This window comes from Chloroflexota bacterium, assembly GCA_016197225.1.
In the GTDB taxonomy this organism is placed as follows: domain Bacteria; phylum Chloroflexota; class Anaerolineae; order Anaerolineales; family VGOW01; genus VGOW01.
The window spans coordinates 1-12,856 of record JACPWC010000055.1 but is presented as its reverse complement, the minus strand read 5'-3'; the positions used below and the strand labels follow the sequence as shown (position 1 = coordinate 12,856).

Here is a 12,856-nt window from a genome sequence, read left to right as displayed (position 1 = left end):
AGAACTTTGACTGCCTTCTGCCTTCTACCTTCTGCCTTCTGTTCATGCGCAGTCTCTTCATCGCCGTTCCGCTTCTGGCTTTCATCGCCATCCTCCAGTCAGCCATTCTCACTCGTTTTCGGATTCTGGGCGGCGGCTTCGACCTGATGCTGGTGGTGGTGCTGGCCTGGAATCTGGTTCAACGAGAAAACGACGGCCCCCTCTGGGCCTTCATCGGCGGCCTGCTGGCCGATGTGCTGTCGGGCGGGCCACTGGGGGCGAGCGCCTTCAGCCTCACTACCCTTAGCTTGATCATCGCCTTCAGCGAAGGCCGGTTTTATCAGGCTAACTGGATTGTGGCTGTGTTGGCCAGCATCGTCGGCACGATTCTCTATCACTTGCTATACTTGTCGGTGCTGGCCCTTACCAATCACCCGGTGAATTTTGCCGACACGCTGGCCCTGGTGACCCTGCCGTCCACCATTTTGAATCTGTTGCTGATGTTGCCGGTGTATCAGGCGACCAAGCGGCTGGTGGCGCAAGTGTCTTCGCCTCAAGTGGAAATCGACTCATGAAAACATCCCTGCAAATTCCCAACCGTGAACCGGACGGCAAAGCCGGCGACCCGGCGAAAGCGCCGCTCAGCCCGTTTCGCTTCGTTCCCTTCTATCTGGCAATCGTAGCCGCGATCTTTATTCTCGGCGGGCGGCTGGTTTTCCTGCAAGGCGTTCGCGGCGATGAGTTCGACGATTCGGCGCGTGACAACCGCGAAGACAAGATCAACATTCCTGCCGCGCGCGGCGTGATCTTTGACCGCAACGGCGTGCCGCTGGCCAGCAACGTTCCGTCCTACAACATCACCATCACCCCCGCCTACCTGCCCGATGACGAAATTCGCTTGCAGGCTATTTATCAGCGCCTCTCCAAACTTACCGGCGTGCCGGTTAACACCCCGCCGCTCGACGCCGGCGCGGCTGGCGGCGAGGCGCAGCCTCAAAAAGGCATCGCCGATTTAGTGGCCGAAAACGAGGGCTTCCCGTATAACCCGATTCGCATTGCCAGAGACGTGCCGCAGGACGCGGCCTTCGTCATTCGCGAACAACTGCGCTCCCTGCCCGGCGTGGGCGTGGAAGTAGCGCCCTTGCGCGACTATCCCACCGGCCCGCTCACCGCCCACATAGTCGGTTACATGGGGCCAATCACCAAAGAAGTGAAGGACCAATACGAAGCGCTGGGCTTTGACGCCTCGCGTGACAAAATTGGCTATTCCGGGATCGAAGCCTGGATGCAACCGATCCTGGCTGGCAAGAACGGCTTCAAGTTTATTGAAGAGGACGCCGCCGGGCTGGAGCTTCGCACCATCGGGGAACCCGTCAACCCGGTGGCAGGCAACAACCTCTATCTCACCCTCGACGTGCGTTTGCAGGCCGCCGCCCAGGCCGCCCTCACCCGCATGATCAACGACATCAACCTGCGGGCTAACAGCACCAAATCGCAGAACGGCGTCGTCGTTGCCATGAATCCGAAGACGGGCGAAATTCTGGCTATGGTCTCGTGGCCCACCTACGACAACCAGAAGTTTGCCCGCTTCATCCCGTTCGATTACTACACCCAGCTAAAGAACGATCCAACCAACCCGCTTCTCAACCAGGCCGTCAGCGGGCGGCACGCCCCCGGCTCGGTGTTCAAACTCGTCCCGGCGGCGGGCGCTCTGCAAGAGGGCATCGTTGACCCTAACCGCAAACTGTTCGATCCCGGCAAAATCGTCATCGAGAACCGCTACTTTCCCAACGACCCTGGCCAGGCCAGAGAAGTGGTCTGCTGGAAAAAAGACGGCCACGGCGACGTTGACATGATCACCGCCATCGCCGAATCGTGCAGTGTGTACTTTTACAAGATCGGCGGCGGCTACGCGCCGGACAACATCGCCGGGCTGGACATTGAGGGCATTTACAAGTACGCCAACGCCTTCGGTTACAACCGGCTGACGGACATTGAATTGCCTTACGAACTGCGCGGCCTGATTCCCAACCGCGACTACAAACGGATCAACATTGGCGAAAACTGGTCAACCGGCGACACCTACATCGCCGCCATCGGCCAGGGCTACGTTCTGGCCACGCCCTTGCAAGTGCTCGATTCCGTCACCCCCTTCCTCAACAACGGCTTCCTCATCAAACCCACCCTCCTCAAACAAGTCGTGGACGGCGAGGGCAGAGTCGTCAACGTCGCCCTCGACTCCGAAGGCAGCTTTGTGGACTCCGGCTCGCCCGACATTCGTTACGTCCTCAGCCCGGCCCAGGTGAATTACCGCGACGGCGACCCCGAAACGCCGGAGATTGATCGCGTGCCCGTCTCACAAGAGACGATTGATATTGTGCGGCGCGGCATGGAAAAAGTGGTGGTGGACGGCACCGGCAAAGACCTGGATCGGATTGAACTGAAAAGCGGCGGCGAAGACGGCGGCCCGGTTCAGATTCAAACGGTGCAGTTCGCAGGCAAGAGCGGCACTGCCGAATACTGCGACAACATCGCCCAAAAAAAGAACTTGTGCAAGTTTGGCCGCTGGCCCACCCACGCCTGGTTTGTGGGCTACGCCCCGGCCGACAACCCGGAGATCGCCGTCGTCGCCTTCATCTACAACGGCGGCGAAGGCTCGCTGGTAGCCGGGCCGGTGGTGCAGCAGGTTCTGCAAGCCTATTTTGAACTCAAAGCCGTTGACGTTTCGCGTGGGCAGTAGGATTTCGTGGGAGCGGCTCCTGGCCGCGACCTGCGTCGGCCTCTTCGGTCTGGCCGTCTCCCGCGCCCTGTTCGACTCCTTTCCCACCCTCTTCGGCGGCCTGCGCTGGCCGGCTGGTCTCCTCATTAGCATTGCCCTCGTCGTTTTCCTTGCCTTTCCCTCCTTTTCCCTTTCACTTTCCCGCAACGCATTCATACTTCTTCCTCTAGCCCTCTCCGCCTTCTTTATTTTCCACCCAACCACCAACCCGCTCCGCGACTGGGTTCTCATCCTCGGCGGCCTGGGCGGGGCGTTGGCAATCTTCCTAACCACCCAACTATCTAACTACCCAACCCTCAATAAACTTTATCTCTTCAGTCTCACTCTCATCACCTCGGCTCTCTACCTCCGTACCCTCGCCCCTGCCGTCGGCGAAGCCGACACCTTCGAATTTCAAGTCAACGCCATCCGCCTCGGAATCTCGCATGGCAGTGGCTACCCGCTCTACCTTCTCCTCGCCAAGCTCTTCAGCCTTCTGCCGATTCCGGGCACGACGGCCTTTCGCATCAACCTCTCGTCTGCCGCCTTTGGCGTGGCCGCGACTCTTATGGTCTACGCCGTCGCTCGCGCCCTCAACGCCTCTCGCCCCGCCGCCTGGATCGCCGCCCTCAGCCTGGCCGCCTCCATCGGCCTATGGTCGCGCGCCGTCGAGGCCGAAGTGTATACCTTGCACATGGCGCTCATCGGTTTGCTATTGTGGCTCTCGCTCAGGAGTCAGGAGTCAGGAGTCAGAAGTCAGAAGATTCTTCGTCTGACGGCATTTGTATTCGGCCTGTCGCTAACGAACCATCTAACAACCGTCCTCCTGGCCCCGGCTTTGCTTATTGCCCTTGCCCCTCATCTTCGTCCTTCGTCACGCGAAGCCGTCTTTCGTCATTCTGTCTTCTTACTTCTGACTTCTATATTCTTTTTCTTGCTTGGCCTCAGCCTCTACCTCTACCTTCCCCTCCGCTGGCCCGCCGTCAACAACGGCGAAGTCATGACCTGGGAACTCTTCCGGCATTTCATCACCGGACAGGAAGCGCAGGGCGCGCTGAGGCTAAACGCCTGGTACGCCGACCTGAGCCGTTACGCGATCCTCGGACGCAAGGCGCTGGATCAATTTGGCTGGCCGGGCGCAATGACGGCCCTCGTCGGGTTAGCCGCCTTGTTTCGCCGTCAACCGTCTGCCGCGCTCGTCACCCTGGCCGCCTGGGCCGCCTTCGCCTTCTTCGGCCTCTCGTTCTACGTCCCCGACCCCGATTACTCCTCGCTTCTACTGCCTGCTCATTTCGTGCAAGCCGTCTGGATCGCGTGTGGAATCCAGGCCATCCTTGATATTGGGCAGTTCATAATCATAAAGACACGAAGACACGAAGACACAAAGTATTGGGTATTGAGTATTGGATATTCTGTATTCTTCATTCTTCCCGCTTCCCTCATCTGGACCAACCTGCCCCTCGTGGATCAATCCGGCGACTGGCGCGAGTACCGGCTGGGCCAATACATTCTCAGCCAGCCGCTCAAAGAGAATGCGGCGATACTGGCCGACAGCGAACTCATCGCCCCGCTTTACTATTTGCAAGTAGCCGAAGGCGTCCGGCCCGATTTGGACATCGTCGTTTTGCCAAACGAAGACACTTACCGCGCCGAACTCGAGTCCCGGATCGCCAACGGCCAAACCGTTTATCTTGGCCGCTACCTGCCTCGCCTGGCCGACGCCTACTACTTGCGCGCCACCGGCCCGCTTACCGAAGTCAAACTGGAACCCAGCCAACTCCCAGAATCATTCTCGCCCGTCGAGCAAGATTTCGAGGACATCATTCGTCTGCGCGGTTTCCAACTCGACGCCGCAACTGCCCCCACCGATCAATCTTTACTGATTACTCTTTACTGGCAGGCCCTTCAGCCGCCGCCCGGCAACTACCGCGTCGTCTTTCGCCTGCTCGACTCGAACGGCGAGACTCGCTTCATCAGCCCGGCAAACGTGCCGGTGAATCAAATGTACCCGACCGCCGCCTGGCCGCTGGCCGACGTTGTCGCCGACTTTCACAACCTCACCCTCGACCCGGCGCTTGAACCCGGCGACTATTCTTTGCAGGTCGGCCTCTTCCCGCCGTTCAGCGAGCGCGGGCTGGGCGACTGGGCCACGCTTGCGGACGTCACCTTGCAGCCGCCTGCCTCGCCGCCGCGCATTGCTCACCCGCTTCGCATTCGCTTTGCGAACGGCGTCTGGCTGATGGGCGTTGACGCGCCCGCAACCGCCGCGCCCGGCTCGACCATTAAGGCAACGCTTTATTGGCTTCTGCCGCCCAACCTCGGCGACCCGGTTACAGCCGACTTGTGTTTGGATGAGCTTTGTTCTTCGTCGGCCCGGATTCAACTGAACCCGGCCCTTCACGCTCCTTCGCAGATCGTTGAAACCCGCGCCGTTTTCAACGCGCCAGCCGCGGCGGGCGAACATTCGTTGTGGATCAAGCTTGAGGCCCAGACGGCAGAATGCGGTTGGTGGTCAGGATCGTCGCCCACGTGCAAGGCGGCTGAACTTAAGATCGAAGGGTCGCCACTGGCCGCCGAAGCCGTCAACTTCGAGGATCAGATCGCGCTGGAGTCGCTCAAGATCGAAACGCCGCTTGCCTCACCCGGCCAGACCGTCATCGTCACCGCCACCTGGCGCGGGCTGAGGCCGATGGAGTCTGATTACACCGTCTTCATTCATTTGCTCGGCCCGGACGGGATTGTTCACGGGCAGGTGGATATGTGGCCGGTGCAGGGCACGCGGCCCACTTCGCAGTGGCCGGTGAATGAAACAATCGCCGACCGCTTTGAAGTGCGCGTGCCTGACGATGCGCCGCCCGGCGCGTATCAAGTTGAGGCCGGCTGGTATTTGCTGGCGACCCTCGACCGCCTCTCGGTGCTAGACCGGAACGGCGTGGCGATTGACGACAGGTTTTTGATCGGCGGGCTGACGATAAAATGACGACGGACGATTGACGGCGGTTTCTGTTGTCAATCGTCTGCCGTCCTTCGGCTGTTTCGTCATTTGCCATTTGGCATTTGCCATTCTATAATCATCGGCCATGACGGTTCCGGTTGTGATCAAAGGCATCAAAGAAGGCCTGTTGGTCAACGTGGGCGACGGCGAGTGGCGTGAGGCGGCGCAAATCCTGCTCACCAAACTCGGCGAGGGCGGCGAGTTCTTTCAGGGCGCGCGCCTGGTTCTGCAGTTGAACAGCCGGGCGGTCGGCGCCGCAGACCTGGGCAAGCTTCGCAACGACTTGGCCGATCTGAAGATCAATTTGTGGGCGGTGTTGTCCGAGTCGGCGCTGACCGAGAATGCGGCGAAGGCTTTGGGTTTAGAGACCAGCCTCCCCAAACCGGCGGCCGCCAGCGCGCCGCCGGAACTTCCAGAGATTAGCCCGGTCGAAGATGGAAGTCAGGCTATTCTGATTCAACACACCTTACGATCCGGCAAGTCGGTGCGCTTTCCGGGACACGTGGTGGTGGTGGGCGACGTGAACGCCGGGGCCGAAGTGGTGGCCGGCGGCAACATCATCGTCTGGGGGCGCGTGCGCGGCACGGTGCAGGCCGGAGCGGAAGGGGACACCGAAGCGGTGATTTGCGCCCTTGACCTGGCCCCTACCCAACTGCGAATTGGCGAGGCCATTGCCACCTCGCCCAAGCGGCGCGGCAAGCCCGAACCCGAAACCGCCCGCGTGCGAAACGGACAGATTGTGGCCGAGCGATGGAAGCCGAATGAGAAAGGATGAAGGCACGCGAAGCGGGATGAAGGATGAAAACGCTTCGCAATTCATCCTTCGCAATTCATCCTTCGCAATTCATCCTTCATCCTTTGGAGCAACGAATGAGCGCAACTGTGATTACGATAACGTCCGGGAAGGGTGGCGTGGGCAAGACCACCGCCACCGCCAACCTGGCCGTGGCTTTGGCCGCCAGCGGCGCGAGAGTGATCTGCCTCGACGCCGACATTGGCCTGCGAAATTTGGACGTGGTGATGGGCCTGGAGAATCGGATCGTCTACGACATCGTCCACGTGGTGGAGGGCGCGGCCAAGCTCAAGCAAGCCATGATCCGCGATAAGCGCCTGCCCCACCTCTACCTCATCCCTGCCGCCCAGACTCGCGACAAGTCGGCCGTTAGCCCGTCGGACATGGTGCGGGTGTGCGACGAGTTGAAGCCCGACTTCGACTTCATCATGCTCGACTCGCCGGCCGGGATCGAGCGCGGCTTTCGCAACGCCCTGGCCCCCAGCGACAAAGTGCTCATCGTCACCAACCCCGAAGTCTCGGCGGTGCGCGACGCTGACCGCATCATCGGCCTGGTGGAGAGCGAGCTAAAAGGCCCACCGTCGCTCATCATCAACCGCCTCAAGCCGGACATGGTGAAGCGCGGCGATATGTTGAGCATTGACGACGTGCTGGACGTGCTGGCGATTGATCTAATCGGCGTGGTTCCCGAAGACGAGCAGATCGTGGTCGGCAGCAACCGGGGCGCGCCGGTGGCCCTGGACGAGAAGTCGCGGGCCGGGCAGGCTTTCCGCAACATCGCCCGGCGGCTCAAGGGCGAGCAAGTGCCGTTTATGGATTTGGACAAGCAGGACGGTTTCCTGGCCCGGCTGGGCAAACTGATCCGGCCAGGAGGCTGACATGAATAACTTTTTCAATCGCCTCACCGGGCGGGCGCCCGCCAGCAAGGACATTGCCAAAGACCGGCTCAAGCTGGTGCTTAACTACGACCGCACCGACGTCTCGCCCGCCGTCATCGAACTGATCAAGGACGACATCATCGCCGTCATCTCCAAGCACGTGGATATTGACCGGGCCGGGGTGGACATCAAGCTGACCCAGGAAGACCACGAGAACCGGCTGGTGGCCGACATCCCGCTCCTCAAGTCTCCCCGCCGCCGCCGTTAACACAGACGACGGACGACAGACGAAGGACGAACGCTTTCGTCTATCGTCCTTAGTCTGTCGTCTCCTCACATGACTGCAATTCTGCAAACCCAACGCCGCCAACTGTGGCAGCATTTCGATATTCTTCTACTGGCGCTGGTGGCCCTGCTCACCATCTTTGGCGTGGCCATGATTCGCTCGGCCACCTTTGAAAGCCCGGAACTGGCCGACCTGCCGTTCGTGCAAATTCGCTGGGGCCTCATCGGCCTGGTGGTGGCTTTTGTGGCCGCCGCCATTGACTACCGTTACTGGCAATCGCTGGCGCGCCTGCTCTACTTTTTCATCCTGGCCGCCCTGGCCTGGGTCTTCATTGTGGGCGAAGTCTTTCACGGCGCGCAACGCTGGGTAGACTTCTTTGGCCTGTTCTTCATCCAACCGTCCGAGTTGGCCAAGATCGGCACCATTTTGTGGACAGCCGACTACTTCAGCCGCAACCGCGAACGGATCAAAGAATTCAAGTGGGTGATCTACTCGGCGGTCTACTCCGGCATTCCGGCGGCCCTGGTCATCCTCCAACCCGACTTGAGCACGGCCATCATCATTGGCGTAATCTGGCTGGCGCTGATCTTCGCTGCCGGCCTCAAATGGCAACACATCGCCGGCTTCGTCGGGGCCGGCATTATTATGGCGCCCCTGGCCTGGCTGGCCCTGGCCGACTACCAGAAGCTACGCATCATCCAATTCATCAGCCCGGCCACCGACGACCCGGCTTACTACAACATCCGCCAGGCTCTGATCAGCATTGGCAGTGGCGGCTGGTTTGGCGAGGGCTACAACCACGCTTCACAGGTGAACCTGCGCTTCCTCAAAGTGCGCCACACCGACTTCATCTTCTCGGCCCTTTCCGCCGAGTTCGGCTTCATCGGCGCAATGCTGGTGATTCTGGTGATGTTCCTGATCATCTTCAGAATCCTGCGGGTGGCCCGAATGACGCCCGACCCGTTCGGCGGGTTGATCTGCTACGGGGTGGCGGCCATGTTGTTTTATCAATCGGTCTTCAACATCGGCATGAACATGAGCCTCCTGCCCGTCACTGGCCTGCCCCTGCCCTTCGTGAGTTACGGCGGCAGTTCACTCCTGACCTTCATGTTTGCCATCGGCCTGGTTGAGAGCGTGGCCCTGCGGCGGAAGCTGATTGAGTATTGAGATCAGTCGAGCGGGCTTTTGACGGCGAGGCCGCCGCGATTGAGGACGTGGGTGTAGATCATCGTTGTCCTGACATCGGCGTGGCCGAGCAGTTCTTGGACTGTACGAATGTCGTATCCCGACTCTAGCAAGTGCGTCGCGAAGCTGTGCCGGAAGGTGTGGGGACCAACCGGTTTCAGAATTCCGGCTTGCCGGGTGGCCTGACGCACGGCCTTTTGCAAGCCACTCTCGTCCACGTGGTGACGGCGGATGATTTCAGGAGAGCGCGGGTCGGGCGAGAGACGGTCGGAGGGGAAGACGTATTGCCAGTGCCACTCTTTGTTGGCATTGGGATACTTGCGCTCCAAAGCAAAAGGCAGGTAGACAACTCCATAGCCTTTTTCCAGGTCGTTCTGATGGAGTTGTTTGACTCGCGCCAGGTGCGCCTGAAGCGGTTCACGCAATTGGTCGGGCAACATGGTGACCCGGTCTTTCATCCCTTTGCCTTCGCGCACTATAATTTGATGTTGGGCAAAGTCCAAGTCCTTGACTCGCAAACGCAAACATTCCATCAGACGCAGGCCGCTCCCATAAAGCAGTTTGGCCATGAGTTGGTGATCGCCGGACATCTGGCGAAGAATAGCTTGGACCTCGTCTTTAGCAAGCACAACCGGCAGGCGTTCGGGCTTTTTGGCGCGGACGATGTCAAGCGGCTCGTCAATGTCCAGATGGAGCACGCCGCGATAAAGGAAAAGGATGGCGCTGAGGGCCTGGGTTTGGGTGGAAGCGGCGACGTTTTGCTCGACGGCCAGGTGGGTAAGGAAAGCGTTGATTTCGGGAGCGCCCATCGTCTCAGGGTGGCGTTTGTGGTGAAAGAGGATAAAGCGTTTGGCCCAATCCACGTAGCTGGTTTCGGTGCGGATCGAGTAGTGGCGGGCGCGCAAGGCGTCGCGCATTTGTTCGAGGAGCGGTTTCTTTTGCGGCGGCTGTTGTGGTTGCTGGTTGATGGTGGTCATAGGTGATTGCGCTCTTTGGGAAAAGAAGTAGAATGTTTGCAGTTTGGCGATGGAGGGCAGTTCCGCCAAACATCCCTGAAGGCAGGGACAAAAAGCGGAAATCCTTTTCCGTAAAATGGGCCGATAAGGGGGCTTATACGGAAAATTTCCGGGAAACGCTCTCCAGGGGCCTATTTTACCTCAACATTAATCCGTATAAGATGTTTGCGTAATATACGGAATAATTCCGCCGACTATATGTTAGGCGGTTGCAACTTTTAGGGTATGCTGTCGTAGATCAATTGGTTTTGGCGGTTTTTCAAATCAAAACTAATTAATATCACCCCCAAAAAAAGGAGTAGTAAGTAAAAATGAATTCTAATATGTCCTATCGTAGAACGGAAATATTGGTGGCTTCTCTGTGGATTATCACAGCCATTGGCGCAATAGGCGGCGCCATCCTTATCAACCCCATTATAAATGCGCCAGATTATCTGACAACGGTTTTTCCTAAAAGCGCAATCATAACAAGCGGAATGCTCGGTTGGATGATTAATGATATTGGTATTGTATTTATCGGACTGCTGATGTTTCCGATTTTAAAGAAGCAAAGTGAAAGCATGGCTCTTGGATATTTGAGCATGAGAATATTTGAGTCCATATTAATGATTGTTGGAGTATTCTTTGCCATGTTACTCATACCGTTAAGCCAAGAGTTCATCAAGTCAGGCGCAATGAATGTTGCATCGTTTCAAGCAATAGGCTCGGTACTAAAACAGGCAGAAAATTGGTTCCTGAACCTCTTGCAATTAATTTTCCTCGGTTTGGGCGGTGTTATTCTTACATCACTGTTGTATCAAACAAAACTCGTTCCGCGATTTATTTCCGTATTCGGCTTTATTGGATATGCCCTGTTGTTGCCCGCCGCCATAATTGGTTTATTTGGTATTCTTGATCCCACACCTGGCGGTCCAGGATCAATATTGGCTGTTCCTGTTGCAATTTGGGAAATAATTATTATGCCAATTTGGTTGTTTGCCAAAGGCTTCAATACAACGGTTATTTCAACCAAATAAATATTGCCAGTATAAAAAACCGCCTAACAAAGCGTGCACCTGACGTGTGGGATTCTGCGCGGTTTTCAAGCATTTTTCTGGCTTCGAGTTTTCTCTGCTCCCAAACAGAATCCACGCCCGCCCACACGCAGGTAACGCAAACCGTTGGGCGGCCAGCGGGCCTCGATAAGATGAGCAGGAGGAGAAAACATGTACACAGAAGCTAACATCGCCGCACAAGTGTCGCGACTCGTAGTCGGGGAAGATGCCAAGACTCTCAAGATTGTGGTGGTGCGCGACGGCAGGGTCGCGGGTCTTGTGGCAGAGCTCCTGGCCCGTAGTCAGGGCGTCCCAAAGAAGAACATCACGCAATTAGGCTACACAGCTTCTGATCAACAGAACGACATGCAGTTACGCAACCGAAATCTTATAGTCATTATTCCAGAGAGTATCTTTCGTAACCGTGCATGCACGTTTTATCCTCCTTCTGGAACCACGCTGGTAATGCTTATCAACGGATTAGTAGAACCTGTCACAGTGATCAGCGGCGAGTGCTTCGAAGTGCCCTTTGAGATCTTCAATAAGTCTGATATATTGGATTCGCAGGCAGGCCGAATCAAGCGAGTCTACTCGTTTACTTCGGCGGCAATCCCCCTAGACCAAGCAACAGCCGAACAGATAGATCTCTACGCTTGGAAGAATCTTCTCCAGGAGAATTCCACGTTCGAGCAACTCCTCAATCAGGCGAAAAAGGAGAATAGCCTTATTACTAAGGGCATCGGTATAGCGGAATCTTCTAACGATGTCGCTCAAGCCTTCTCGGCTTGGCTCCAATCTCTGGGTATAGAAACTAAGTTCCTCGGCTTTTTGGCTGAGAAGCAGGTATTTATCTACAGCGGTAATGCGCAAAACCCACAAAATGGCGGTTCATTCAAATGGAGCGTCTCGGTTTACTTTGACATTACTCACATCATATTGATGAAAGTTGCACGCGGAAACTAAAAAAGGGCTGCCCAACACGGGCTTCCACCCGACTGGCGCTGCCGCCCCGCGCCTCAGGGCAATCGAGCGGGCGAAGTATCATCGCCTGCGAGCATTCGTGCGACAGCCGCGCCAGCGGGTGAAGCCGGCCGTTAGGCCGCTGACGCCGAGTGCAATCCAGACGCTACTTATCGTTGGTAACGTCCATACTTAAGGAGATGACCCTATGTCACAGAAAGATACAATCAGAGTATTGACCGATGATTTTAGCAACTTGGAAGTAAAGGGGGCGCTACCCGGACTCGGAATAGACAAAGCCCTTCAAGTAGCCGTAGATGTCGGCAGGGACTCACTAAAGAAAAGCATAGACGAGATTCTGGAAGAAATTCTACATATACTATCCAATGCCCCGCTTGAGTCAGACAAGTTAGAAGTCAGTGAAATCAAATTCACCCTCAGTGTGAACTCATCAGGCGAAGTCTCGTTAGTTTCGCTTGCAAAAGGCTCTCTCGGCGGGCAGACGGGTCTAGAGTTTACGATAGTGAAACGCCGGAACGAAAACGGGTGACAAGCGAATGCCGTCCCAGAAAGCAATTTCGCTTCTAAACGCTCTACAAGAGAGCATCTATTCTCAAGATAGTTTTGCTAGGTCAATTCTCCAATCAGTTCAGGGCCAATTCACACCTGAGGGTGTAGAAGAGTATGTGGAATTGGCAAAGGAAACCGTGTCACCTGAAGAATTATCAGATGATGTGGGCTCTTTGCGTAAACTGATTGAAAGCGGAAATGCTCTTTTGCCAACGCCTTATGAGGATATAGGGACATATTCATTGATGATGGATTTGGCAACTGTCAACCCTCACGTCAACTGATCGATCAGAATTCGGCAAACTGATCCGCTAGCAAATGAGTCTCCGGGTGTGAAAAGATTTGGCAAGAGGCGAGAAAAATTCAGTCAGGTATCAGGCGATAGATGCTCCTTTCTCCCCC

Annotated in this window: 12 protein-coding genes; 11 read left to right on the top strand and 1 reads right to left on the bottom strand. The window is 56.9% G+C overall.

What is annotated here, in order from left to right; all coding sequences use genetic code 11:
- Nucleotides 1-44 precede the first annotated feature (44 nt).
- The 7 genes from mreD to rodA all read left to right on the top strand — a co-directional run bounded on the left by mreD (nucleotide 45) and on the right by rodA (nucleotide 8,856).
- Nucleotides 45-554 (top strand): rod shape-determining protein MreD, encoded by a 510-nt coding sequence (gene mreD, locus HYZ49_08710; protein ID MBI3242359.1) that lies wholly within the window; start codon nucleotides 45-47, stop codon nucleotides 552-554.
- Nucleotides 551-2,719, top strand: coding sequence for a penicillin-binding protein 2 (gene mrdA / locus HYZ49_08705; protein MBI3242358.1), 2,169 nt, complete (start codon nucleotides 551-553; stop codon nucleotides 2,717-2,719). Before mreD ends, mrdA begins: the two co-directional genes overlap by 4 nt.
- The gene (locus HYZ49_08700) at nucleotides 2,682-5,717 is read left to right on the top strand and encodes a DUF2723 domain-containing protein (GenBank protein ID MBI3242357.1); all 3,036 of its coding nucleotides are present in this window, start codon (nucleotides 2,682-2,684) and stop codon (nucleotides 5,715-5,717) included. Before mrdA ends, HYZ49_08700 begins: the two co-directional genes overlap by 38 nt.
- Before the next feature lie 100 nt (nucleotides 5,718-5,817).
- Nucleotides 5,818-6,507: a septum site-determining protein MinC gene (gene minC / locus HYZ49_08695; protein ID MBI3242356.1), complete on the top strand. Its 690-nt coding sequence runs from the start codon at nucleotides 5,818-5,820 to the stop codon at nucleotides 6,505-6,507.
- A 95-nt stretch (nucleotides 6,508-6,602) separates the two neighbouring features.
- Nucleotides 6,603-7,403, top strand: a complete 801-nt coding sequence (gene minD, locus HYZ49_08690; protein MBI3242355.1) for a septum site-determining protein MinD — start codon at nucleotides 6,603-6,605, stop codon at nucleotides 7,401-7,403.
- A gap of 1 nt (nucleotide 7,404) precedes the next feature.
- A complete protein-coding gene (gene minE / locus HYZ49_08685; protein ID MBI3242354.1) occupies nucleotides 7,405-7,671 on the top strand; it encodes a cell division topological specificity factor MinE in 267 nt (88 codons plus the stop codon).
- Between the two features lie 69 nt (nucleotides 7,672-7,740).
- Entirely contained in the window at nucleotides 7,741-8,856 is a 1,116-nt protein-coding gene (gene rodA, locus HYZ49_08680) for a rod shape-determining protein RodA (protein MBI3242353.1), read from the top strand.
- A gap of 2 nt (nucleotides 8,857-8,858) precedes the next feature.
- On the opposite strand, the gene HYZ49_08675 is transcribed toward rodA, so the two are convergent.
- Nucleotides 8,859-9,851 carry an integron integrase gene (locus HYZ49_08675; GenBank protein MBI3242352.1) on the bottom strand — a complete coding sequence of 331 codons (993 nt, stop codon included), beginning with the start codon at nucleotides 9,849-9,851 and terminating at the stop codon, nucleotides 8,859-8,861.
- A 350-nt stretch (nucleotides 9,852-10,201) separates the two neighbouring features.
- On the opposite strand from HYZ49_08675, the gene HYZ49_08670 reads away from it, so the two are divergent.
- The 4 genes from HYZ49_08670 (at nucleotide 10,202) to HYZ49_08655 (ending at nucleotide 12,738) form a co-directional block, all read left to right on the top strand.
- Nucleotides 10,202-10,906 (top strand): DUF4386 domain-containing protein, encoded by a 705-nt coding sequence (locus HYZ49_08670; GenBank protein ID MBI3242351.1) that lies wholly within the window; start codon nucleotides 10,202-10,204, stop codon nucleotides 10,904-10,906.
- Between the two features lie 189 nt (nucleotides 10,907-11,095).
- Nucleotides 11,096-11,887: a hypothetical protein gene (locus tag HYZ49_08665; protein ID MBI3242350.1), complete on the top strand. Its 792-nt coding sequence runs from the start codon at nucleotides 11,096-11,098 to the stop codon at nucleotides 11,885-11,887.
- 205 nt (nucleotides 11,888-12,092) lie between these two features.
- On the top strand, nucleotides 12,093-12,434 hold the full coding sequence (locus tag HYZ49_08660) for a hypothetical protein (protein MBI3242349.1): 342 nt from the start codon (nucleotides 12,093-12,095) through the stop codon (nucleotides 12,432-12,434).
- Nucleotides 12,435-12,441: 7 nt separating this feature from the next.
- On the top strand, nucleotides 12,442-12,738 hold the full coding sequence (locus tag HYZ49_08655) for a hypothetical protein (GenBank protein MBI3242348.1): 297 nt from the start codon (nucleotides 12,442-12,444) through the stop codon (nucleotides 12,736-12,738).
- Nucleotides 12,739-12,856 lie beyond the last annotated feature (118 nt).

What these genes read in the sequence shown, in the direction of transcription:
- HYZ49_08670 (MBI3242351.1), top strand. Translation starts at nt 10,202, where the DNA reads ATGAATTCTAATATGTCCTATCGTAGAACGGAAATATTGGTGGCTTCT.
- minC (MBI3242356.1), top strand. Translation starts at nt 5,818, where the DNA reads ATGACGGTTCCGGTTGTGATCAAAGGCATCAAAGAAGGCCTGTTGGTC.
- HYZ49_08660 (MBI3242349.1), top strand. Translation starts at nt 12,093, where the DNA reads ATGTCACAGAAAGATACAATCAGAGTATTGACCGATGATTTTAGCAAC.
- minE (MBI3242354.1), top strand. Translation starts at nt 7,405, where the DNA reads ATGAATAACTTTTTCAATCGCCTCACCGGGCGGGCGCCCGCCAGCAAG.
- rodA (MBI3242353.1), top strand. Translation starts at nt 7,741, where the DNA reads ATGACTGCAATTCTGCAAACCCAACGCCGCCAACTGTGGCAGCATTTC.
- HYZ49_08655 (MBI3242348.1), top strand. Translation starts at nt 12,442, where the DNA reads ATGCCGTCCCAGAAAGCAATTTCGCTTCTAAACGCTCTACAAGAGAGC.
- minD (MBI3242355.1), top strand. Translation starts at nt 6,603, where the DNA reads ATGAGCGCAACTGTGATTACGATAACGTCCGGGAAGGGTGGCGTGGGC.
- mrdA (MBI3242358.1), top strand. Translation starts at nt 551, where the DNA reads ATGAAAACATCCCTGCAAATTCCCAACCGTGAACCGGACGGCAAAGCC.
- mreD (MBI3242359.1), top strand. Translation starts at nt 45, where the DNA reads ATGCGCAGTCTCTTCATCGCCGTTCCGCTTCTGGCTTTCATCGCCATC.
- HYZ49_08665 (MBI3242350.1), top strand. Translation starts at nt 11,096, where the DNA reads ATGTACACAGAAGCTAACATCGCCGCACAAGTGTCGCGACTCGTAGTC.
- HYZ49_08675 (MBI3242352.1), bottom strand. Translation starts at nt 9,851, where the DNA reads ATGACCACCATCAACCAGCAACCACAACAGCCGCCGCAAAAGAAACCG.